The sequence below is a fragment of the Austwickia chelonae genome, from assembly GCF_003391095.1.
Taxonomy (GTDB): domain Bacteria; phylum Actinomycetota; class Actinomycetes; order Actinomycetales; family Dermatophilaceae; genus Austwickia; species Austwickia chelonae_A.
Genome location: NZ_CP031447.1, coordinates 2,697,437 through 2,719,304, shown reverse-complemented (window position 1 = coordinate 2,719,304; position 21,868 = coordinate 2,697,437). Strand labels below are relative to the sequence as shown.

Annotated in this window: 19 protein-coding genes; 12 read left to right on the top strand and 7 right to left on the bottom strand. The window is 66.0% G+C overall.

Going from position 1 to position 21,868, the window contains the following annotated elements:
* Together DX923_RS12020 and DX923_RS12015 are read right to left on the bottom strand one after the other, a co-directional pair.
* Entirely contained in the window at nt 1-1,800 is a 1,800-nt protein-coding gene (locus tag DX923_RS12020; protein ID WP_116115222.1) for a glycoside hydrolase family 15 protein, read from the bottom strand.
* 90 nt (nt 1,801-1,890) lie between these two features.
* Nucleotides 1,891-2,682, bottom strand: coding sequence for an exodeoxyribonuclease III (locus DX923_RS12015; protein ID WP_116115220.1), 792 nt, complete (start codon nt 2,680-2,682; stop codon nt 1,891-1,893).
* Between the two features lie 301 nt (nt 2,683-2,983).
* On the opposite strand from DX923_RS12015, the gene DX923_RS12010 reads away from it, so the two are divergent.
* From DX923_RS12010 to pyrE, 3 genes are all read left to right on the top strand, one after another.
* Nucleotides 2,984-4,216, top strand: coding sequence for an alpha-hydroxy acid oxidase (locus DX923_RS12010; protein ID WP_116115218.1), 1,233 nt, complete (start codon nt 2,984-2,986; stop codon nt 4,214-4,216).
* A 76-nt stretch (nt 4,217-4,292) separates the two neighbouring features.
* Complete coding sequence (locus tag DX923_RS12005; protein WP_116115216.1) at nt 4,293-5,099, top strand: SDR family NAD(P)-dependent oxidoreductase; 807 nt, start codon at nt 4,293-4,295, stop codon at nt 5,097-5,099.
* 10 nt (nt 5,100-5,109) lie between these two features.
* Nucleotides 5,110-5,658 (top strand): orotate phosphoribosyltransferase, encoded by a 549-nt coding sequence (gene pyrE / locus DX923_RS12000; protein WP_116116314.1) that lies wholly within the window; start codon nt 5,110-5,112, stop codon nt 5,656-5,658.
* Here the strand turns inward: pyrE and DX923_RS11995 are convergent.
* Complete coding sequence (locus DX923_RS11995) at nt 5,628-7,208, bottom strand: glycerol-3-phosphate dehydrogenase/oxidase (RefSeq protein ID WP_116115214.1); 1,581 nt, start codon at nt 7,206-7,208, stop codon at nt 5,628-5,630. The two genes, pyrE and DX923_RS11995, sit on opposite strands and share 31 nt — an antisense overlap.
* On the bottom strand, nt 7,205-7,858 hold the full coding sequence (locus tag DX923_RS11990; RefSeq protein ID WP_116115212.1) for a TetR family transcriptional regulator: 654 nt from the start codon (nt 7,856-7,858) through the stop codon (nt 7,205-7,207). Before DX923_RS11990 ends, DX923_RS11995 begins: the two co-directional genes overlap by 4 nt.
* Nucleotides 7,859-7,916: 58 nt before the next feature.
* On the opposite strand from DX923_RS11990, the gene DX923_RS11985 reads away from it, so the two are divergent.
* Nucleotides 7,917-9,620: an FAD-binding oxidoreductase gene (locus DX923_RS11985; RefSeq protein ID WP_116115210.1), complete on the top strand. Its 1,704-nt coding sequence runs from the start codon at nt 7,917-7,919 to the stop codon at nt 9,618-9,620.
* Nucleotides 9,621-9,637: 17 nt separating this feature from the next.
* The gene (locus tag DX923_RS11980; protein WP_162872934.1) at nt 9,638-10,471 is read left to right on the top strand and encodes a diacylglycerol/lipid kinase family protein; all 834 of its coding nucleotides are present in this window, start codon (nt 9,638-9,640) and stop codon (nt 10,469-10,471) included.
* Nucleotides 10,472-10,521: 50 nt separating this feature from the next.
* Here the strand turns inward: DX923_RS11980 and DX923_RS11975 are convergent, their stop codons facing one another.
* A complete protein-coding gene (locus DX923_RS11975; RefSeq protein WP_116115205.1) occupies nt 10,522-11,199 on the bottom strand; it encodes a DedA family protein in 678 nt (225 codons plus the stop codon).
* A 123-nt stretch (nt 11,200-11,322) separates the two neighbouring features.
* Here DX923_RS11975 and DX923_RS11970 point away from each other — a divergent pair, with 123 nt between their 5' ends.
* From DX923_RS11970 to DX923_RS11960, 3 genes are all read left to right on the top strand, one after another.
* Nucleotides 11,323-12,036: a TrmH family RNA methyltransferase gene (locus tag DX923_RS11970; protein ID WP_116115203.1), complete on the top strand. Its 714-nt coding sequence runs from the start codon at nt 11,323-11,325 to the stop codon at nt 12,034-12,036.
* On the top strand, nt 12,002-12,400 hold the full coding sequence (locus DX923_RS11965; RefSeq protein ID WP_240322621.1) for an MGMT family protein: 399 nt from the start codon (nt 12,002-12,004) through the stop codon (nt 12,398-12,400). The genes DX923_RS11970 and DX923_RS11965 overlap by 35 nt, the downstream gene beginning before the upstream one ends.
* 208 nt (nt 12,401-12,608) lie before the next feature.
* Entirely contained in the window at nt 12,609-14,282 is a 1,674-nt protein-coding gene (locus tag DX923_RS11960) for a hypothetical protein (protein ID WP_205413036.1), read from the top strand.
* Between the two features lie 82 nt (nt 14,283-14,364).
* On the opposite strand, the gene adhP is transcribed toward DX923_RS11960, so the two are convergent.
* The gene (adhP, locus tag DX923_RS11955; RefSeq protein ID WP_205413138.1) at nt 14,365-15,375 is read right to left on the bottom strand and encodes an alcohol dehydrogenase AdhP; all 1,011 of its coding nucleotides are present in this window, start codon (nt 15,373-15,375) and stop codon (nt 14,365-14,367) included.
* A 311-nt stretch (nt 15,376-15,686) separates the two neighbouring features.
* On the opposite strand from adhP, the gene fbaA reads away from it, so the two are divergent.
* Both fbaA and DX923_RS11945 read left to right on the top strand, forming a co-directional pair.
* Nucleotides 15,687-16,709 (top strand): class II fructose-bisphosphate aldolase, encoded by a 1,023-nt coding sequence (gene fbaA / locus DX923_RS11950; RefSeq protein ID WP_116115197.1) that lies wholly within the window; start codon nt 15,687-15,689, stop codon nt 16,707-16,709.
* Nucleotides 16,710-16,743: 34 nt separating this feature from the next.
* Complete coding sequence (locus DX923_RS11945; RefSeq protein WP_116116312.1) at nt 16,744-17,133, top strand: DUF3151 domain-containing protein; 390 nt, start codon at nt 16,744-16,746, stop codon at nt 17,131-17,133.
* A gap of 183 nt (nt 17,134-17,316) precedes the next feature.
* On the opposite strand, the gene DX923_RS11940 is transcribed toward DX923_RS11945, so the two are convergent.
* Nucleotides 17,317-18,318 carry a type IV toxin-antitoxin system AbiEi family antitoxin domain-containing protein gene (locus DX923_RS11940; protein WP_116115195.1) on the bottom strand — a complete coding sequence of 334 codons (1,002 nt, stop codon included), beginning with the start codon at nt 18,316-18,318 and terminating at the stop codon, nt 17,317-17,319.
* 377 nt (nt 18,319-18,695) lie between these two features.
* Between DX923_RS11940 and DX923_RS11935 the strand changes: the two genes are divergently transcribed.
* Together DX923_RS11935 and DX923_RS11930 are read left to right on the top strand one after the other, a co-directional pair.
* A complete protein-coding gene (locus tag DX923_RS11935) occupies nt 18,696-19,994 on the top strand; it encodes an adenylosuccinate synthase (RefSeq protein WP_116116311.1) in 1,299 nt (432 codons plus the stop codon).
* A 2-nt stretch (nt 19,995-19,996) separates the two neighbouring features.
* A complete protein-coding gene (locus DX923_RS11930; RefSeq protein WP_116115193.1) occupies nt 19,997-21,796 on the top strand; it encodes a lysine--tRNA ligase in 1,800 nt (599 codons plus the stop codon).
* The last annotated feature ends 72 nt before the right edge of the window (nt 21,797-21,868 follow it).

The following is a 21,868-nucleotide window of genomic DNA, read 5'->3' as shown; positions in this document are numbered from 1 at the left end:
TCACCGCTCCTGCCGGGCAGCCTCACGGGCGTCGTCCAGTTCGTAGGCCGCCAGGATCAACCCCAGATGGCTGAAGGCCTGCGGGAAATTGCCCAGCATGGCCCCGCTCGCGTCCGACTGTTCGGCGAAGAGCCCCAGCGCCCCGGGCAGGGCGACCAGACGGTCCATCAAGGCCTCCGCATCGGCCGACCGTCCCATCCGTGCGTAGGCGGTCACCAGCCAGAAACAACAGATCAGGAACGGGTCTTCGGCGCCGGGCAGCCCATCGACACCGGTGGACGTGCGATAACGCAGGACCATCCCGTCCCGCAGCAGATCCTCTTCCACGGCCTGTACCGTCGCCACGAACCGTGGGTCGTTCGCCGAGCAGAAACCCACCACCGGCAGCAACAACAGCGAGGCGTCGACCTCCTCGGTGTCGTAATGCTGCACGAAACAGCCTCTGGTCGGACTCACCCCGTAGGTCTCCACCTCGGCATGCACCTGCTCGCGAACCCTTCGCCAGGTGGCCACATCGCCGGTCGCCGGTAGATCCCCGGCCTCGACGGCCCGCAACGCGATGTCCATCACCACCCACACCATCACCTGCGAATGGGTGAACCGACGCAGCGGTCCCCGAATCTCCCAGATGCCGTTGTCGGCATCCCGCCAGTGCCGGGCCAGGTCGTCGACCAGCTCGACCTGAAGGCAGGCCGACAGGTTCGACTCGTGGACTCCTGCACGGCGTGCCTGGTCCAAGGCGATCATCACCTCGCCGAGCACATCGGTCTGCCGTTGATCGACCGCGCCGTTCCCGATCCGGACCGGCGTCGACCCGGCATAGCCGGGAAGATGATCGAGGACCCGCTCCGGCAGGTCGAAGCCGGCATCGATGCGGTACATGATCTGCATCCGGGTCGGGTCGCCGGCCACGGCCCGGATCAGCCAGTCCCGCCACAGGACCGCCTTGTCGCGGAAGCCCGCCCGCAACAAGGCTTCCAGCGTCAGCGCCGAATCACGGAGCCAGCAGTACCGGTAGTCCCAGTTACGTTCCCCGCCGATCTCCTCGGGCAGGGAGGTCGTCAGCGCCGCCACCATGCCCCCGGTCCGGGCATGGGTCAGATGGCGCAGCACCAGCAAGGAACGACGCACCTGCTCCCGATAACGACCCTCGTACCGGCACAGGTCGACCCAGGACGAATCGTCGGCGACCTCCTCCTCGATGGACCGGGACAGGTCGACCGGACGGCCCGGCGGACGATAGGAAGCCTGCCAGGTCAGATGGAAGTCGAGGACCTCCCCGGCCCGAACGACCAGCACGTCACGGCAGACGCCGTCGCTATCGGCCACCGGCAACCGTGGGCCTCGCAGGGTGAACCGGTCCGGGCCGCACACCGCCACCAGAGCGGTGTCACCGTGCAATTCCCGGGTCTGCACCAGCGGGGTCATCCGCCCGTACCAGGGCCGCACCCGCCACTCGTGACAGATCAGCACCTCCCCGCTGACGCCCTCGACCCGGCGCAAGACATCGGCCCGTTTGCTGCCCTCGGGCATCAGGTCGGTCACCCGGACCACACCCGTATCGGTCTCGTGCACGGTCTCCAGGACAAGACTGTCCGGTAGGTAACGGCGGACGGTGTGCGCCGGACCCTGCGGGCTGAGCAGCCACCGTCCGTGCTCCTCCGAGCCCAGCAGCGATGCGAAACAGGCCGGGCTGTCGAAATTCGGCAGACACAACCAGTCCAACGAGCCGTCGGGGGAGATCAGGGCGCCGGTGTGCCGGTCCCCGATGAAGGCGTAATCCTCGATGGCGGTGGTCATGGGGATCCTCTCCACGATGTGGGTACGGAACCACCGGACGGGACCGGTGCTCCGTCGACTCCTGGCTGTCAGCCCTGAGGCTGTGCGGTCTCAGTCCAGATCGACCACGACCGGGGCATGATCACTAGCACCCTTGCCCTTACGTTCGTCACGGTCGATGAAAGCCCCGGAGGCCCTGGCCTGAACCGCGGGAGAGGCCAAAGCGAAATCGATGCGCATGCCCTGCCTCTTCGGGAACCGCAATTGGGTGTAGTCCCAATAGGTGTAGACGCCCGGTCCGGGGCAGTGCGGCCGCACCACATCGGCGAAACCGGCGTCGACCATGCCGGTGAAGGCCTCCCGCTCCGGCAGGCTCGTGTGGGTCTTGTCGCGGAAGAACTCCGGGTCCCAGACGTCCTCGTCGGTCGGCGCCACATTCCAGTCACCGCTCAGGACGATCTGGGCCTCGGCGTCCTCGACGAGCCAACTCTGCCCAGCACGGCGCAGCGCAGCCAACCAGTCGAGCTTGTACCGGTAGTGCGGATGATCCAAGCCACGACCGTTCGGAATGTACAACGACCACACCCGCACCCCACCGCAGAGCGCACCCAGGGCCCGCGCCTCGGCGACCGCCTCCGGCTCACCCCAGGCGGGCATCCCGGGAAAACCGATCTGGACGTCCTCGATCCCGACCCGGGAGATCAGGGCGACACCGTTCCACTGGTTCAGACCATGACAGGCCACCGCATAACCAGCGTCCTCGAACGGCTGCCGAGGGAACTGCTCGTCCTTGCACTTGGTCTCCTGCAGCGCAAGCACATCGATCTCGTGCCGGTCCAGCAGCGCTATCGCGCGTTCGAACCGGCTCCGGACGGAGTTGATATTCCACGTCGCAATACGCACATTCCTCAGCGTAACGGTGGTTCGGGCACGGCCGCAGGCCGCGAAAGCAGGCAGTCAGTTGCTTTCCAGGACTGTCGTACAGAATGATTCGTGCAGATGCCACCCTTCCGCCGGGCGTGGACAGCGGCGGATCATGCTGCCCGGTAGCCCCCGAAGCGTGCCGGGCATCGCGTTCCCCGCTCTCATCAGTGCATCGCCTCTGAGCGGGTCGGAACTGTCAGGACAAGGCAAGGACGCCGCCAGCGACGACGCACGTCATGACAGTTGATCTACCTCCAAGACCGACCGAGAGGGACCGACCATGAGGCGGCAACTTCCCAACCCTGTCGAGCTCTTCGAACTGATGAAGTTCAAGAAGCCGGAACTCAACGGCAAGAAGCGCAGGCTCGAAGCAGCATTGACGATCCACGACCTGCAGCGCATCGCCAAGCGGCGCACCCCCAAAGCCGCTTTCGACTACACGGACGGCGCCGCCGAAGGTGAGCTCTCCCTCGCCCGGGCCAGGCAAGCCTTCGAAGACGTGGAATTCCACCCCGACATCCTGAAACCTGCCGAGCAGGTCGACCTGTCCACCGAGATCCTGGGCGGGCCCTCCGCCATGCCCTTCGGCATCGCCCCGACCGGATTCACCCGGCTCATGCAGACCGAGGGTGAGATCGCCGGAGCGGGAGCTGCTGCCGCAGCAGGCATCCCGTTCACCTTGTCCACCCTGGGCACCTCCTCCATCGAAGAGGTGAAGGCTGCCAACCCGAACGGGCGCAACTGGTTCCAGCTCTACGTCATGCGCGAACGGGAGATCTCCTACGCCCTGGCGAAACGCGCTGCCGCCGCAGGCTTCGACACCCTCATGTTCACCGTCGACACCCCGGTCGCCGGGGCACGCCTGCGCGACAAACGCAATGGTTTCTCCATCCCCCCGCAGATCAGCCTGGGCACCGTCGCCAATGCGATTCCGCGGCCGTGGTGGTGGTACGACTTCCTGACCACCCCGAAACTCGAGTTCGCCTCGCTGTCCTCCACCGGAGGTACCGTCGGCGAACTCCTGAACTCCGCGATGGATCCGACCATCAGCTATGAGGACCTCGCGGTCATCCGCGAACTGTGGCCCGGGAAGATCGTGGTCAAAGGCGTACAGAACATCGAGGACTCCAAACGGCTCGTCGGCCTGGGCGTCGACGGCCTCGTGCTCTCCAACCACGGCGGACGCCAGCTCGACCGGGCGCCGATCCCCTTCCATCTGCTCCCGCAGGTCGTCCGGGAGGTCGGCCAGGATGCCACCGTCATGATCGACACCGGCATCATGAACGGAGCCGACATCGTGGCCTCCATCGCGCTCGGCGCCAAATTCACCCTGATCGGACGGGCCTATCTCTACGGACTGATGGCCGGCGGACGTGAAGGCGTCGACCGGACCATCGAGATCCTGCGCAGTGAGATCGAACGCACCATGCAGCTGCTCGGGGTGTCCTCGCTGGGCGAACTCGAACCGCGGCATGTCACCCAGCTACGCCGGATGGTTCCCACCGTGATCTGACGGATTCAGGCACGGCAGGCCGGTCGTCGCGTCCGGAACCGGCCTGCCGTGGCCGTCGGGAGATAGTTTTCTCACCATGACCACTGCACTGATCACCGGCGCCAGCGCAGGCATCGGACGGGCTTTCGCCCACCGCCTGGCCGCCACCGGACATGACCTCGTCCTGGTCGCCCGGGACACCACCCGCCTCGACGCACTCGCTGCCGAGCTGACCAGCACCCACGGTGTCCGCTGTGATGTGCTCACCGCCGATCTGGCGGATCGTGCCGACCTGGACCGGGTCGCCGCCCGGGTGGGCGTCGACGGCGAGGACGCGGTGGACCTGTTGGTCAACAACGCCGGATTCGCGCTGAAGACCTCCTTCTTCGACTCCGACATCGTCGACGAGGAAAAGCAGCTGGCGGTGCTCTGCCAGGCGGTCCTCGTCCTGACCCACGCCGCTGGGCGTGCCATGAGAGCACGTGGACGAGGCCACATCATCAATGTCTCCAGCGTCGCCTCCTTCGTCACCATGGGCACCTACTCGGCCTGCAAGGCCTGGGTGACGGCCTTCACCCAGTCGACGGCCGTGGCGCTGACCGGAAGCGGCGTCGGGATCACCGCGCTCTGCCCCGGCTACACCCACACCGAGTTCCACGACCGGATGGGCGTACGGATGGACGGCATCCCCGAGCTGCTCTGGTTGAACGCGGATCGGCTCGTCCGGGATGCGCTGGCCGATGCCCGTGCAGGAAAGGTCATCAGCACTCCCGGGGCCCTCTATCGCGCGGCAGAGATCATCACCGGGATGATGCCGCGTCGGGCCGTGCAGGCGCTGTCGCTGGCGTTGAGCGAGGAACGCGGCCGTCGTTCGGACCACCGGACGGCACCGTCCCGCCAGTAGGGTGGGGCTCGTGACCGATGCCAAGAGCCGACTGCTCGCACTCGTCAAGGACCAGGCCGTCGTCCACGGTCGAGTGACCCTGTCCTCCGGGAAAGAAGCCGACTACTACGTCGATCTGCGCCGCATCACCCTCGACGGGGCCGCAGCACCCTTGGTCGGTGAGGTGATGCTCGACGTGGTCGCCGACCTGGAGTTCGACGCGGTGGGCGGGCTGACCATGGGGGCCGATCCCGTGGCCACGGCGATGCTGCATGCCGCTGCCGCCCGGGGCCGACGCCTGGACGCCTTCGTCGTGCGCAAGAGCGGGAAAGCCCACGGACTGCAGCAGCGGATCGAAGGACCCTCCGTCGCCGGCCGCCGAGTCCTGGTGGTGGAGGACACCTCGACGACCGGCGGCTCCCCGTTGACTGCGGTGGAAGCCTGCCAGGAAGCCGGTGCGGAGGTCGTGGCGGTGGCCGTCATCGCCGACCGTGACTCCGGTGCTGCCGAACGCATCGCCGCTGAGACGGCCTTGCCCTACCGGTACGCCTACTCCTTGAGCGACCTGGGCCTGGCCTGACCGAGCTCGGCAGCGAGCTCCAACACCTGTCGGGCAGCCTCGGTGGCCGCCGGGACGGCTTCCTCCACGAAGGAGACACGTGTCCGGCGTTCCACCAGGTCGTCCGTCTGCAAAGCTCCTTCGCACAGGGCGCCGAAGAGCATCTCTGCGCCGGTCGTGGGTACCCCCTCGGCGACCGGGGTCGCCAACTGGGGGTGACGCGAAGCGAGCTCTGCCACGCGGACGGCCTCGGTGCCATAACGACGTACCAGTCGGCGCTCGTACGGCAACCTGTTCAGCAGCGAGCGGTCGGCAGCGCCGATCAGCGGGAGCTGCCGGGTCCGGCTCACGGTCTCTCGCCGGAGGCGGCCGGAGACGGCATCGACCGTCTGCTCGGCCATCAACCGGTACGTGGTCAATTTCCCACCGGCGATCGTGATCGGCTGCCCGGGGGCGTCGATCAGGAGATGACGACGCGAGACGTCTGCGGTCGCTCCTTGCCCACCGGAGGCAGGCAGGACCAGAGGGCGGAGGCCGGCGAACCTGCCCACGACGTCTGCTGAGGTCAACGGCGTGTTCAAGGTGCTGTTGATGGTGGACAGGAGGAAGGTCTCGTCCTCGACGGGTACCGGCGGGGCGATGCCGTCGACCCCAGCGGTCGGTTCGTCGGTCAATCCGATGATCACCAGGCCATCGGTCTGTGGCATCGCGAAGACATAGCGGCCGAAGTGGCCGGGCACCGGAGCGGTGAAGATCACCCGGGGGTGTCCTACGGCGGAGGCGCGCACCACGATGTGTGATCCCCGGCTGGGGGCGATCCGTAGATCGGGCGCATGTTCGTCGGCCCAGACCCCGGTGGCCGAGACGACCACGCCACGCCCTTCGAGGCGTTGTCCGGTCAGCTCGTCGACCAGGGTCAGTCGGTCATCGCGGAGGTTCTCGGCCCGGCAACGCGTGATGATGTCGGCGCCGTGCGCGGCAGCCGTCCGGGTCAGGGCGACGACGAGGCGGGCGTCGTCCTCGAGCTGGCCGTCGGTGTAGACCAGGGAACCGCGTAGGCCTTCTCGCCGCAGCCCCGGTGCCAGGCACATCGTGCCGGCCGGGCCGAGGCGGTGCGGAGCGGGCAGGAGAGCCCCCGGCGTACGAGCAGCGAGACGCATCAGGTCAGCGAAGCGGATCCCGACCTCGGCGAGCGCGCCCATCGCCGGTCCGGTGTTCTGGTCGAAGGGGACGAGGTACTGGGCGGATCGGGTGAGATGCGGTGCGATGGTCGTCATCAGGTGATGACGTTCCACGGAGGACTCCCAGGCCACGGCGATATCGCCTTTGGCGAGATAGCGCAGTCCACCGTGTACGAGTTTGCTGCTCCACCGGCTGGTTCCGGCAGCGATGTCGACCTTCTCGACCAGTGCGGTACGGAGACCTCGGGAGGCTGCGTCGAGGGCTACTCCGGCGCCGGTGACGCCGCCGCCGACGACGATGACGTCATAGCGTCCGTCGGCGACCCGTTCGAGGGCGCGTAGGCGGGAGGCGGGGGTGAGGTCGGCTGGGCTGCGGAGGGGGTCCGTCATGGTGTGGTCCCGTCGTCGTCTGGCGTGCTGGGTGTCGAGGTGGCCAGGTATCCGCTGATGAGACGACGCAGTTGGGCCTCGGTGGCTTCTGGTCCGATCTCGGCGCGGGTGATGCCCTCTGCGGTGGCGAAGGGGGTGAGCGCGTGGAGCAGGGTGACGGTGAGGGTGTGTGGGTCGCCGTCGGTGATGGAGCCGTCGGTGAGCCCGCAGTGGATCTCGGGGAGGATCGCTTTCATGAGGATGCGTTGGCTGGACCCGAGGTGGTCGGTCAGGTAGGGCTCGAAGAGTGTCAGGTCGGCGGTGCGGATGGCTTGGAGCAGCGAGGATCCGGCGATGGCGCGGATGATGCGCAGGCTCATCTCGACGGTGCGTTCCAGTCCGGTGGTGCCGGGCAGGTCGATCCGGGCGTGGTCGACGATCTCTCCGGCTTCGATGGTGACGGCGGACAGGACGAGTCGGCGGATTCCGCCGGAACGTCGGTAGAGGGTCACTCTGGCGACTCCGGCACGGCGTGCGACGGCGGTGGCGGTGGCCCGATGGAGTCCGACCGCGAGGATCTCCTCGCGAACGGCTTGGAGCAGTCGTTTCTCGACGTCGTCTTCTCCTGCGGCGGTGACGCTCTGCCAGGCGACGGCTGCGATCTCGGTCACAGGGTCATCGTGCCATGTTCGCTACTCATGAGAAACACTTTGTGCCAAAGTGTTTCTCATGGTTGATGCACTGACGCGTTCCGTTCCTCGTTCGGTGTGGCACGGCTGGGGTGATCCGACCCAGGTGCGCCCACTGGCCCCGGCGGCCTGGACCTTCCTGGGGGAGCGTCTAGGGGTGGAGCCTCAGGCTGTTCCTCGGAAACCGGTCACCATCGGTGAAGTGCGCCTGCCTGAGCGGCAGCTGACCGATGAGGTGCGGGCCGAGCTGGTGGAGATCGTCGGCGGCGACCACGTTCGCGAGGACCGGGACAGCCGGGTGTGCCATGCCGGTGGCAAAAGCTGGCCGGATCTTTTCCGCGCCTGGACCGGCGACGGCAGCGCAGCTCCGGACGCCGTGGTGCTGCCCCGCGACGAAGAGCAGGTCGGTGCGGTGCTCCAGGTGTGTGCACATCACCGGGTCGCGGTGGTTCCCTTCGGGGGAGGCACCTCGGTGGTCGGCGGGGTGCAGTCGGATCTGACCGGGCCGGACGAGAACCCCGAGGAACTCTTCACCGGGGTGATCGCCGTGGACCTGCGCCGGCTTGACCGGATGCTCTCCTACGACCCGATCTCGCGTACCGCGGTCTTCCAGGCAGGGCTGCGCGGGCCGGACGTCGAGCAGGCGCTGCGTCCGCACGGCATGACTTTCGGGCATTACCCGCAGAGCCATCAGGAAGCGACCTTCGGCGGCTACTTGGCGACCCGCTCGGCAGGGCAGGCCTCCACCGGGTACGGGCGGCCCGACGAACATGTGTTGGGTCTGACGATGGTGACACCGACCGGCACTTTGCAGCTGGGCGGGCAGAGTCCGGCGTCGGCGGCCGGACCCCGTTTGCAGGACCTGGTGCTGGGCAGCGAGGGCACGCTGGGGATCATCACCGAGGCTTCGGTGCGCGTGCATCCGATGCCGACGACGAAACGTCACGCGACCTGGATCTTCGAGTCCTATCAGGCCGGCTGCGACGCCTTGCGGGCGTTGGCCCAGGATCTCGGTGAAGGGGTCATCGCCGATGTGTGTCGGCTGTCGGACGAGGAGGAGACCGAGGTCAACCTGAAGCATGCCGGACGGGCAGGTCAGGTGTTGCTGAGGTATTGCGCATTGCGGGGGATGGAGCATCCTGCGCTGTTGATCCTGGTCTGGGAGGGCACCGACCCCTCGTTGGTGAAGGCGAGGCAGAGCGCATGTGAGGGGGTGCTGCGTAAGGCCGGTGGTCGGTCGGTTCCTTCTGCGGTGGCCAAGGCCTGGGAGAAGCATCGTTTCTCCGGCCCGTACACCCGCGACTACCTGTTGTCCCACCGTGTGCTCGCAGACACCTTGGAGACGGCCACGACCTGGGATCGGCTGCCTGCTCTCCACGCCGCGGTCGGCGGGGCCATCCGGCACGCTCTGGAGCAGGACGGACGACGCTGCCTGGTGATGTGCCATGTCTCCCACGTGTATGCGGCCGGGGCTTCGCTCTACTACACCTTCGTCTGCCCCGAGTCCGACGATCCGATGGGTCAGTGGAGCGCGGTGAAACAGGCCGCTTGTCAGGCCATCGTGACCGTCGGCGGCACCATCACCCATCATCACGCCGTCGGCCGTGATCATCGGCCTTATGTGGCTCAGGAGTGGGGTCAGGTCGGTGTGCGTGCTGTGCGTGCCATCAAGCAGGAACTCGACCCGGTGGGAATCCTCAACCCGGGCAAGCTGATCCCCGACGAGGCGAAGGATGTGACGTGATACGCAGGGCGGTGCTGGTGACCAATCCCACGTCCGGTGGCGGGCGTGGGATGAGGTACCGGGAGCGGGTGGCCGATGCCTTGACCGCGAACGGTTGGCGGATTCGTTCCGTGTGCAGCAAGGACGCGGACGATGCCGTCCGGATCGGTGAGGAAGCCGATCCGCAGGAGTGCGTGGTCAGTCTCGGTGGGGACGGCATGCATGCCTTGGTGGCGAGGGGCGTCGCCCGCAGCGGGGCCTTGTTGGCGACACTGCCCGGTGGCCGGGGTAATGATTTTGTCCGAGCGACCGGTCAGCCGTTGGACCCGGTCACGGCGGCTCTGGCGCTCTCCTCGGCAGGGGAGCGCCGTGTCGATTTGGGCGATGCCGACGGTATTCCTTTTCTCGGCGTGGTCAGCATCGGCTATTCGGCTCTGGCCTCTCAGGTGGCGGCGGAATCCCGGGTGCGTGGGCCGGGTGTCTATCATGTGGCGGCCCTCCGCGCCTTCTTCGGCGTGCCACGGGAGGAATACCTCCTGTCGGTGGACGGAGTGGAGCGCCGATGGTCGGGTTTCGAGCTCGCGGTCGGCTTGTCCGGCTGGTACGGAGGCGGGTTGCAGGTCTGTCCTGCGGCGAGGATCGACGATGGACTGCTCGACGTGACGATGGTGGCCGGGGCGCGTCGTCACTTCCTGCCCCTGCTGCGGCGGATGTTCTCGGGAAGCCACGTGGACCTGCCGACGGTGGAGACCTTCCGTGCGGCTCAGGTGCGGGTGAGTGGCGCGGGCGAGGTCTACGCCGACGGCGACCGGTTGGGCACCTTGCCCGTGGACATCAACGTGAGGCCCAGGGCCCTGCGGCTGCTCGTCTGATCGAGCGCGGCTGGGCCCCGGGCCTACGGGGTGTGCGTGGGGCGGGTGATTCAGTGGTGACGTGCCTCGAGGGAGTCTGCGACGGCTTCGGTGGTCTCGGCGACGATGGCCTTCGTGCGTCGCTTGTGCATGACGAACTCGAAGACCATCGGCAGGACTGAGACGAAGACGATCAGGAGGACGGCTGCTTCGAGGTTGTCGTGGACGAAGGAGATGTTGCCGAGGAAGTACCCGAGCAGGGTGATCCCGGTCGCCCACAGGATGGCGCCGACGAAGCTCCAGGTGAAGAAGCGTTTGCGGTCCATCCGGCCGACGCCGGCGACGACGGTGATGAAGGTGCGCACGATCGGCACGAAACGGCCGATGACCAGGGCTTTGTTTCCGTGCTTGTCGAAGAATTCGATGGTTTGGTCGAAGTATTTCTTCTTGAGGAAGCGTCCGTCTCGTTTGTAGAGGGGCTCGCCGATGGCCCGACCGATCTCGTAGCCGACGACGTTACCGAGGAAGGCGGCTGAAGACAGGATGAGGCAGGCCAGCATGATCGACATGTTGACATCGCCACGTTTGATGAACAGGCCGATGCTGAAGAGCAGAGAGTCGCCGGGGAGGATCGGGAAGAGCAGGCCGCATTCGATGAAGACGATGACGACGCTGGCCCAGAAGAACTGGGTCCCGAACTGATTCAACAGGAACTGGGGGTCCATCCATTCGGGACCGAGAGCAGGCATCACGTAATCCAGGCTACCGGGGACTTCCTGAGATTCTGCTGGGGGTCCGCCGTGAACGAGGTGGGTGATATGTCCGTTTCTTGGTGTTGGTCGCTGGGAAAGGAAGGGTCCGGGGCACCTAGGATGTGGCCTGTGAACAGCGACGATGTGACGACTCCAGAAGATCCTTCTACGGACCTCCAGGCTCGGGGCAAGCGGCTCGTCGGCGTCGGTCCGTGGCCAGGGAGTGAGACGGAGTGGCCCCGCGATGAGACAGGACAGGTCGCACAGCCCTACGACCCGCAGCTGCTCGCTGAAGGTGACACTCGCAATGTGGAAGACCGGTACCGCTATTGGCGGCACGAGGCGATCGTCGCAGACCTCGACCGGCATCGACACGCCTTACACATCGCGGTGGAGAACTGGGAACACGACTTCAACATCGGGTCGATCATCCGGACGGCGAATGCCTTCAACGTCGGCGCCTTCCACATCGTCGGCAAGCGCCGCTGGAACCGCCGCGGGGCGATGGTCACCGACCGGTACCAGCACGAGCACCATCACGCCACGGTCGACGACCTGTTCTGTTGGGCCCAGGAGCACGGCTTCACCGTCCTCGCGATCGACAATGTCCCCGGGAGCCGACCCATCGAGCTCGCCGACATCCCCCACCGTTGCCTGATGGTCTTCGGGCAAGAAGGGCCCGGGCTCTCCCCGGAGGCCCTGGCCGGAGCGGAATCGATCCTGCACATCACCCAGTTCGGGTCCACGAGGTCGATGAACGCCGGAGCTGCCGCCGCGGTAGCCATGCACTCCTGGGTGCGTGTCCACGCGCAGATCACGGCAGAAGGGCCGTGACCGACCGTTGACGAACGACCTCCTGATCGAGCATGTCCTGGCGGCCGTGGAACAGATCCCGCCAGGACGGGTGGCTTCCTACGGGGATATCGCCGATCTGGTCGGGACCGGGCCCCGACAGGTGGGCCGGATCATGCGGACCTGGGGCGCCGGCGTGCCGTGGTGGCGGGTCACCACGACGCGAGGTGAGCTGGCAGCACCGCTGAGAGCTGCTGCGCGAGTGCGCTGGGCCGAAGAGGGCATCGTCTGGCGCGCTGACGGCAGGGGATGCTCGATCGCTGATGTCCGAATCTCTCGGGCTGAACTGTCCGCTGCTTACGCGGTGGCGTCGTCGTCGCTGCCGCCGTATCGCCGATCTGGTTGAGCGTCTCCTCGGGGGATGGTGGACGCAGCCGCGTGGACCAGCCAACCGGGCAAAACCGCTGAAAGCCCCCTTAGCTAAATGAAAAATCAACTCTTCCTAAGGTTTTCCTACACATGAAGTGCCTTCTGCAACGCATCATGGACACCACTGCCTCCCGCTGCGTCGAAGGGGTGGCCTCATGTCGGACCCTCGAGGAGGAGGAGTCACCGTGCCCATCCGGAGTCGCGCCGGGCGGCTGTCCGCACTCTCTGCACTGGCGTTGTCGGCCTGTCTGGTCGCCGGGAGCACAGCGCCGGCCGTTGCCTCGCCCGCGGTGGGGACACCGATGACCTCCACGGCGAAGGCGGACCTCCCCGCCACGGCCCACGCCCCTGCCGCACCGGTACTTCCTGCCAGCGCAGGCCCGGCCGAATGCGTACCCCGCAAGGGCACTGCCCAACGTCCACCCGGCCCGTTCTCGGACGGGAAACTCCTCGGGTACGCCCAGCTCCCGCTCATCGCCAACCAGGCCGTGCTGCCCCAGAAGGTTCATCTGCGTGATGGCAGGGCCGGATTCAACCGTCGTTTCGAGTTCGCCCTCCATCAAGGGCGCCTGGCCACCCGCGCGGTGCAGGGCGACGGGCGCTGGCGTCAGGTCCGGGTTCCCCCGTGCTTGGACGGAAGGATCGTCAGCTTCTCCGTGAACGACGACGAACTGGTCGCCGTCGACCAGGCCGGATGGCTGTACACCCTCGACAACGTGCTCTCGTCCCCCCAGCTATGGAACTGGATGCGTGCCTGGGGCGCGCCCTTCTGGTCCGGCAAGGGACATCGCACCCCGACCAGCGCGGAAGGTCGTTGGGCGCTGTCGATCCTGGGCAAACACGAGGACGTCTCCTTCACCGACCGGATCGGCAATCCGCACGCAGTCGCCTTCGCGAAGGTCACCCAGGTTCTGGTGCTCTCCCCGGACGGCTCCCGCATCACTTATCTCGACCCGTGGCTGCCCAATGACTACTCCTACGAAGTGGGCTCCCCGATGGGCGGGCGTTTCCGCTCCGAGTCGCTGTCGGCCTCCGGCTCCACCGTCTTCGTGACGAACCGCTACGGCGACATGTACACCCGGTTGTACGACTTCGACGTCTCCGGCGCAGACCGGGTCTTTTTCCGGTACTCCTGGCAGGACCAGCGAGGAAAACCTTCGGTCGTGGACCAGCTCGCGGAGAAACTGAACCCGAAGTATGCCGCGATCCAACTCCCGGCACCTGACTGGATGCGTCAGCCGAAGGTGCCCGGTGAGATCACTTCCCGGATCTCCATCCACTCGACTGCCGCAGGATCGCACAACCGTGAGCTGCGCGTGGAGGGGCGTTCAGGTGGACGTACCGGGTTCTGGCGCAAGGCGTTGACCGCGCCGTCCTGGAGCTTCGTCCCCACCGACGAGGTTCTGCGGGGCAAGGTGCTGGAGAACAGCTCGCACGACCGCTCCAAGGAGACCCTCAGTCCGCCCCAGCCGTATTCGTATGCCGGCTCAGCGCGGAAGCCCTTCTCCGGGGACGAATTCGATTTCAAGCTGAAGAACTTCGACTTCGCGCAGACCTCCCGCCCGATCGACGTGTCCTACCAGGGGCACCGCATTCCGGTGACCTTGCACAGCTACGACGGGATGCGGCTGTTTCCGCGTGGCCCGGGGATCGACGGCAAGGCCCGCAAACTGGGTGCGGCCTTGGAGATCCCGGAGCATCTGTACGCCCGGCCGGAAGCGGCAGGCCCGGGGGTCGCCTCCTTCGTCCGGGAGATGCTCAAGGGCAAACGCATCCGTGAGGTCACCGTCAAGGTGACCGACAGCGAGCTGAGGATCCCCCAGCTGGGGCTACGGATGGAGCGAGTGGGAACGCCCTGAACAGCGGACAAGGACAGGCTGTGGGGTGCACTGGGGGCGTCCCACAGCCTGTCCTGTGGTGACCGGTTCGTGGACCTTCCGGTCAGTACTCGATGACGACGCGACCGTCGATGGCGCCTTCCTTCATCTCGGTGAAGATGCCGTTGATCTCCTCCAGAGTGCGCTTGTGCACACGGGGACGGACCGCTCCACGGGCGTAGAAGTCGATCGCTTCGACCATGTCCTGACGGGTGCCGACGATGGATCCGCGTACGGTCAGGCCGCGCAGCACGATGTCGAAGATCGACGCCGGGAAGTCACCCGGGGGCAGCCCGTTGAAGACGATGGTGCCGCCGCGGCGGGTCATGCCGATCGCCTGCCCGAAAGCTGCCGGGTGGACTGCGGTGACCAATACTCCGTGGACGCCACCGGTGTGCTTCTGCACGGCGGCGATCGGGTCCTCGGTGGCCGCATTGACGGTGAACTCGGCACCGAAGTCGCGGGCGAGCTGGAGCTTGTCCTCGGCGATGTCGACCGCGACGACGCGCAACCCCATCGCGGTGGCGTACTGCACGGCGATGTGCCCGAGCCCACCGATGCCGGAGATGGCGACCCATTGTCCCGGCTGGGTGTCGGTGACCTTCAGGCCCTTGTAGACGGTGACACCGGCGCACAGGATCGGCGCGACCTCGATCGGGTCGACGTCTTCGGGGAGACGGGCAGCGAAGCGGGCATCGACCAGCATGTACTGGCCGAAGGAGCCGTCGATGGAGTAGCCACCGTTGAGCTGACTCTCGCAGAGGGTCTCCCATCCGGTGCGGCAGTACTCGCAAGTGCCGCAGGCGGACCAGAGCCAAGCGTTGCCGACGAGGTCGCCTTCGGCGAGGTCTGCGACATCGGCTCCGACCGCGATCACGCGACCGACGCCCTCATGGCCGGGGATGAACGGGGGAGTGGGCTTGACCGGCCAATCGCCCATGGCCGCGTGCAGGTCGGTGTGACAGACGCCGGTGGAGATGTTCTTGACGACAACCTGACCCGGGCCGGGCTGCGGAAGAGGGCAGTCCTTCACCTCGAGAGGTGCTCCGAACTCGGTCACCACAGCTGCCTGCATATTCGACATGATCTGGATTCCTTTCCCGGACGGGGGAGGAGATCGGCCGGGGTGCCGTCCCCTCCGTGCGGATTCACACCGAGCATTCCAGTGAAAATCTGTAATCCTACTGTGTCAGGCCTTCTGGGACTACGGAATTCGGGGTCCGATCTAGCGTCTCTCCCTGTCGTGACATGCGCTTATTCCATGGTCGGAAGATCCAGGACGTGTCCTGTGCCGATGAGGCTGCTTCCGAAGCGGACTAGGCTTGGACCCAGTACCGGTCGTGCATCCGGGTACGACCGCATCCCCGTAACGAGAAGGAGCCTTCCGTGCCCATCGCAACCCCTGAGGTCTACGCAGACATGCTCGACCGGGCGAAGGCTGGATCCTTCGCCTACCCGGCCATCAACGTTTCCTCGTCCCAGACGCTGAATGCGGCGATCCGTGGCTTCGCCGAGGCCGGTTCGGACGGCATCATCCAGGTCTCCACCGGTGGCGGTGAGTACCTCTCCGGGCCGACCATCAAGAACATGGTCACCGGGTCGCTGGCACTGGCCGCTTACGCGCACGAGGTCGCGAAGAACTACGACGTCAACATCGCGTTGCATACCGACCACTGCCCGAAGGACAAGCTGGAGGGCTTCGTCCGTCCGCTGCTGGCCGCCTCCGCCGAGCAGGTGAAGAAGACCGGTCTGCCGATCTTCCAGTCGCACATGTGGGACGGCTCGGCCGTGCCGCTCGACGAGAACCTGGAGATCGCCCGCGAGCTGCTGGCGCTGGCCAAGGCCGCCAACATCATCCTCGAGGTCGAGATCGGCGTCGTCGGTGGCGAGGAGGACGGTGTCGCCAACGAGATCAACGACCAGCTCTACACCACCCCCGAAGACGCGCTGAAGACTGTCGAAGCGCTGGGCCTGGGTGAAAACGGCCGCTACATGGCCGCGCTCACCTTCGGCAATGTCCACGGCGTGTACAAGCCGGGCAATGTCAAGCTCCGCCCGGAGATCCTCAAGCAGTGCCAGGACGCCGTGAAGGAGAAGTACAACACGGCCGATAAGCCGCTTGACCTGGTCTTCCACGGTGGATCCGGCTCGCTGCCGCAGGAGATCTCCGACGCCGTCGACTTCGGCGTCGTGAAGATGAACGTCGACACCGACACCCAGTACGCCTTCACCCGCCCCGTCGTCGAGCACATGATGCGGAACTACGACGGTGTGCTGAAGATCGACGGTGAGGTCGGCAACAAGAAGCAGTACGACCCGCGTTCCTGGGGCAAGGCTGCCGAAGAAGGCATGGCCAAGCGCATCGTCGAGGCGTGCGAGAACCTGCGTTCCGCCGGCACCCACAAGTGATCCGATGGCAGGCGACACCCATCGTAGGAATTTGATGGAGCCTCCTGCCACTCTTCTGCCGGTCGACCCGGCTGCGGCTCTGCTAGCAGCCGGGTCGCCTGCGACGGAGGTGGCGGCGGCTCATCCGGCGAGCAGTTTGGCCTGGGCGGTCCTGGCCGAGGACGCTCTCTCCGGCGGGCGCACGGTCGAGGCTTATGCCTTTGCCCGGACGGGGTACCACCGTGGGCTGGACGCTCTGCGCCGTTCCGGGTGGAAGGGCGCCGGTCCTGTGCCGTGGTCGCACGAGCCCAACCGTGGGTTCTTGCGGTCGTTGGCGGCGCTGGCCAAAGCGGCCGGGGTGATCGGTGAGCAGGACGAGCACGAACGGTGTGCCACGTTCCTGCGTGACTCCTCCGCGGATGTCGCCGACGCCCTGGGCTTGTAACCCCACCACCCCCCGCTACGGAACCCGACGACACCCCGCTCTGGAACCTGAGCACCGAGTACGGTGCTCAGGTCGGGGTTCTTTCCCACAGCGGTGGCGAAATCTCAAATCAGTGGTGACCTGAGCACCGAGTACGGTGCTCAGGTCACCACCGGTTCGGTAAGGGGGATATCTGCGTAGTTCTCACCGGACGGAGGGTGCGACGAGGCATCTTCGGCAGGGTGTGGTTCTTCCTGGCCATCCTCGGGCCTGCAACACCCTGAAGAGCTGTCGCGCACATCCGCAGGGGTCGCCGGTCACTTCCCACCAGCCGAAACGTAAGGTCGTCCATCCTCGGAGCAGGTTTCCGTTGTCGCGACGTCGGTCCCGAAAGGCGCCTTCCTCCTGGTGCCCTATCCTGCCGTCGAACTCCACCAGTATCCGGTGCTCCGGGTAGGCCAGATCCGCGATCGTGCCCGTGAAGACTTCCATCTGCCAGATCCCGGTGGGGAGTCCATGCGCACGGATCACATCGCGTCGGCCTCGGCGTTCTAGCTCGGTGGTGACGCCCTGGTCGGCGTCCTGGGCGATGGCCCGGATCACGTCGGCGTGCTTCAGTCGGGGCCGCGCTTCGAGCCGCCGAAGGATTTCTTCCGGTGTGCTGAGACGACGTTGGCATGCCCGGCTCACCCAGGTCGCTGTTTCGTCGACATCGCCCAGTGCGCACAGGTCCAGCACCGTGTCGGTGATCCCCGTGCGTGGTGGGTGCGCAGGTGAGGGCGTTTCTCGTTCTCCGGGGGTCACCTCTTGGAAGGTGAAGTCTCCGCGGTCGAGCAGCTTTCGTCGAGGGACGAAGACATGTACTGCTTCTCTCGCCTTCAGCAAGAGGGATGGGGCAGCGGCTCGCTGGCGTCGCAGATCCTCATCGGTGATCAGGCCGTGCAGGATTGCTGCGGTGGGGCCTCCGACGTGGGCTCCTGGACCACCGAGAAGAACGCCGGCCCAGACCTTCGCCTCCCAGGGGATGACGTCCGCGTGGGGTACGAGCAGGTAGATGCCGCGTTCTATCCGGGTCCATTGCTGTGAGATGCGGTTGATGCTCCGACGGGTGAATCCCAGAGTGTGGAGTTGGGGGACGCTGAGGACGCCGTTCTGGGTTCGTGCCAGAGCAGCGGCTTCGGGGGACAGGCGATGAGCTGCGTGCATGGGTACGACGGTGTCGGAAGGCTGGGGTCGACCTTTTCGTCATCCACAGGATCTCGTTTCCGTTCCCCTTCACACCCCCTTGTGGGGAACCTGGGCACCGTACTCGGTGCTCAGGTTCCGGTTGAACTTGTATGGAAGCGAATGACTGGCGATGAACCTTGACCTGAGCACCGAGTACGGTGCCCAGGTTTCACAGGAGGGGGAGTGTGTCAGGGGGTGGGCAGAGCGTCTCAGCATCGGGTCAGCTACTCCGGGTAGACTTGGGCAGTACGAGCCCCGGCGTTGCGTACGTCAGGGGCTCGCTGCGTGAGACGCGCGGGCACAGCCGTAGCTGACCGAGCCCGCGCACCGTCAGCGACATGAGGATGGTGGCCGCGATGCCGGCGATCGTGTTGGTCGGCGCCCAGTGGGGCGACGAAGGCAAAGGCAAGGCGACAGACCTGCTGGGCAGCAAAGTCGATTACGTCGTCAAGTTCAACGGTGGCAACAACGCCGGGCACACGGTGGTCGTCGGCGGCGAGAAATACGCACTCCACCTGCTTCCCAGCGGGATCCTCTCTCCGAATGTCACTCCGGTCATCGGTAATGGAGTGGTCATCGACCTCGAGGTGCTTTTCGCCGAGCTGTCGGCGCTCAAGGCCCGTGGCATGGATGTCTCTCGTCTGCGGGTCAGCGCGAATGCCCACGTCATCCCGTCGTACAACATCTCTCTGGACAAGGTGCGGGAGCGTTTCCTCGGCAAACGCAAACTGGGCACGACCGGGCGCGGCATCGGTCCCACCTATGCCGACAAGATGAACCGCATCGGAATCCGGGTGCAGGACCTTTTCGACGAGTCGATCCTGCGGCAGAAGGTCGACGCAGCCCTCGACGAGAAGAACCACTTGCTGGTGAAGATCTTCAACCGTCGCTCGATCGATGCCGATCAGGTTGCTGAGGAACTACTGAGCTACCGCGATCGACTCGCCCCGATGGTGGTCGACACCGGCCTCGAACTGAACCGGGCGCTCGACGACGGCAAGACCGTGCTCTTCGAGGCGGGCCAGGCCACGATGCTCGATGTCGATCACGGCACCTACCCCTTCGTGACCTCCTCGGCCTGCACCGCGGCCGGCGCCTGCACCGGGTCTGGCGTGGCCCCGAACCGGGTGGACCGGGTCGTCGCTGTGCACAAGGCGTACACCACTCGAGTGGGGGCCGGGCCGTTCCCCACGGAGCTGCACGACGAGATGGGGGAGTTCCTCCGCGACGGCGGTTTCGAGTTCGGGACCACCACGGGACGTCCGCGCAGGTGCGGGTGGGCGGACACGGTGGTCGCGCGGTACACCACCCGGGTCAACGGGGTCACCGACTATGTATTGACTAAGCTCGACGTCCTCACCGGGTTGAAGACCATCCCCGTGTGTGTTGCTTATGACGTCAACGGCACTCGGTACGACGAGATGCCGGTCAACCAGTCGGACTTCCACCATGCCACACCGGTGTACGAGGAGCTTCCTGGCTGGGAAGAGGACATCAGCGGGGCGCGCACTTTCGGTGAGTTGCCTCAGGCTGCACAGGATTACGTGCTGCGCCTGGAGGAGCTCTTCGGCGCGCGGATCAGTGTGATCGGGGTCGGCCCGGGCCGTGACGAGGTCGTCGAGCGGTATTCGTTGCTCGGCGAGGACGAGGAGTGAGGGTGACCGAAGAACAGCAAGGACGTCCTGAGAAGGCGAAGAAGGCCACTGGGGACGGAAAACAGAACAGCCAGGAAACGGACTGGGTCGCCCGTCTTGCCGACGAGGTCGTGGAGGACGTGGAGCGTCGCCGCGGCTCCTTGGAGGGGTACACAGTCACCTGTGCCTCGGGGCTGTCGCCATCGGGTCCGATCCACCTGGGCAACCTGCGTGAGGTGATGGTGCCGCACCTGGTCGCCGACGAGTTGAAACGTCGCGGGATCGACTGCGAACACATCATCAGCTGGGACGATTACGACCGTTTCCGCAAGGTGCCTTTCGGGGTTCCTGGTGTCGACGAGTCCTGGAGCGAACACATCGGGAAACCGCTGACCAGCGTTCCTGCGCCGCCCGGGTCGGGGTACGACTCCTGGGCAGCTCATTTCCGTGCTGCGATGGAAGCTTCGCTGGTCGAGCTCGGTGTCGAGTACCGGGGCATCTCCCAGACAGAGCAGTACACCTCCGGGGTGTACCGGGATCGCGTACTGCATGCGATGGAGAAGCGTGCGGAGATCGCTGCGGTCCTCGAGCAGTACCGGACGAAACCGGGCCAGGAATCCGCCGGTGTGACGGACGCGGAGGGGGACGACACGGCGGAAGCTGCTCAGGCCGAGGGATCAGGCGCTGCAGGGGAGGACGATGGCAGCGCACAGGGTGGCGAGTACTTCCCCTTCCGCCCCTACAGCGCGGCTTTCGGTACGGATGCGACCCGGGTGACCTCGTACGACTCGCAGACCACCGAGGTGACCTATGTCGCCACGGGGCCGGACGGGGACGAGGTGGAGGAGTCGATGCGACTCGACACCGATTTCCGCGGGAAGCTGGTGTGGAAGGTCGACTGGCCGATGCGTTGGGCGCATGAGGAGGTCGACTTCGAGCCCAGCGGCGTCGATCATCAGAGCCCGGGCAGCAGCTGGGTCGTGGGTGAGCAGTTGGCCCCGATCTTCGGCGCTGAGCGTCCGGTCGGTCCGATGTATGCCTTCGTCGGGATCGCCGGAATGGCCAAGATGAGTTCGTCGAAGGGTGGCGTGCCGACCCCGGCGGATGCGCTGGCGATCATGGAGCCGCACGTCCTGCGGTGGCTGTATGCGCGTCGGCGGCCGAACCAGTCGTTCACGGTGGCCTTCAACAACGAGATCCACCGGCTGTACGACGAGTGGGATGCGTTGGAGCGCAAGGTTTCCAGCGGCAAGGGTCAGCCTGGGGACAAGGCCATGTACGCCAGGTCGGTACGTACGGCTACGAAAGAGCTGGAACGGACAAGTGCACCGGTGGCCTATCGGGCGATCTGTTCGGTGGTCGACATCACCGGTGGCAGTGCCGAACAGGCGGTGCGGATCCTGTCGTCGATGGACGAGCGCATCACCGATCTGGACGTAGCTCGTCCCCGGTACGATCTGGCTGCGAACTGGGTGAGCACCCAGGCTGATCCAGAGGACCGCACGGTGGTGCGCTCCTTCAAGGACGCTGCGACCCTGTTCACCTTGACCAAGCACCAGTTGGAGTCCTTGGACCTGTTGGCCGCTGGTTTGGAGAAGGACTGGACACTCGACGGCCTGACCACGCTGGTCTACGGAATTCCGAAGCAGCAGGCCGGTTTCGACGTAGCCGAGAAGAAGCTTCCACCTGAGGTGAAAGCTGACCAGCGGGCGTTCTTCGCGTTGTTGTACCGGCTGCTGCTGGGGGGCGATACCGGTCCGCGGATCCCGACCCTGTTGTTGTGTATGGGGCCGAAGAAGGTGCGTGAACTGATCGGTCGTTGACCGTGATCGTTCTGAGGCGGGGCGGAGCCGGTGTGGTCGGTTCCGCCCCGCGCTATGTCCGGCGGCGGGCAT

What these genes read in the sequence shown, in the direction of transcription:
- DX923_RS12005 (WP_116115216.1), top strand. Translation starts at nt 4,293, where the DNA reads ATGACCACTGCACTGATCACCGGCGCCAGCGCAGGCATCGGACGGGCT.
- DX923_RS11975 (WP_116115205.1), bottom strand. Translation starts at nt 11,199, where the DNA reads ATGCCTGCTCTCGGTCCCGAATGGATGGACCCCCAGTTCCTGTTGAAT.
- DX923_RS12010 (WP_116115218.1), top strand. Translation starts at nt 2,984, where the DNA reads ATGAGGCGGCAACTTCCCAACCCTGTCGAGCTCTTCGAACTGATGAAG.
- DX923_RS11940 (WP_116115195.1), bottom strand. Translation starts at nt 18,318, where the DNA reads ATGCACGCAGCTCATCGCCTGTCCCCCGAAGCCGCTGCTCTGGCACGA.
- DX923_RS11935 (WP_116116311.1), top strand. Translation starts at nt 18,696, where the DNA reads ATGCCGGCGATCGTGTTGGTCGGCGCCCAGTGGGGCGACGAAGGCAAA.
- DX923_RS11945 (WP_116116312.1), top strand. Translation starts at nt 16,744, where the DNA reads ATGGAGCCTCCTGCCACTCTTCTGCCGGTCGACCCGGCTGCGGCTCTG.
- DX923_RS11995 (WP_116115214.1), bottom strand. Translation starts at nt 7,208, where the DNA reads ATGACGGACCCCCTCCGCAGCCCAGCCGACCTCACCCCCGCCTCCCGC.
- DX923_RS12020 (WP_116115222.1), bottom strand. Translation starts at nt 1,800, where the DNA reads ATGACCACCGCCATCGAGGATTACGCCTTCATCGGGGACCGGCACACC.
- DX923_RS11985 (WP_116115210.1), top strand. Translation starts at nt 7,917, where the DNA reads ATGGTTGATGCACTGACGCGTTCCGTTCCTCGTTCGGTGTGGCACGGC.
- DX923_RS11970 (WP_116115203.1), top strand. Translation starts at nt 11,323, where the DNA reads ATGTGGCCTGTGAACAGCGACGATGTGACGACTCCAGAAGATCCTTCT.
- adhP (WP_205413138.1), bottom strand. Translation starts at nt 15,375, where the DNA reads ATGCAGGCAGCTGTGGTGACCGAGTTCGGAGCACCTCTCGAGGTGAAG.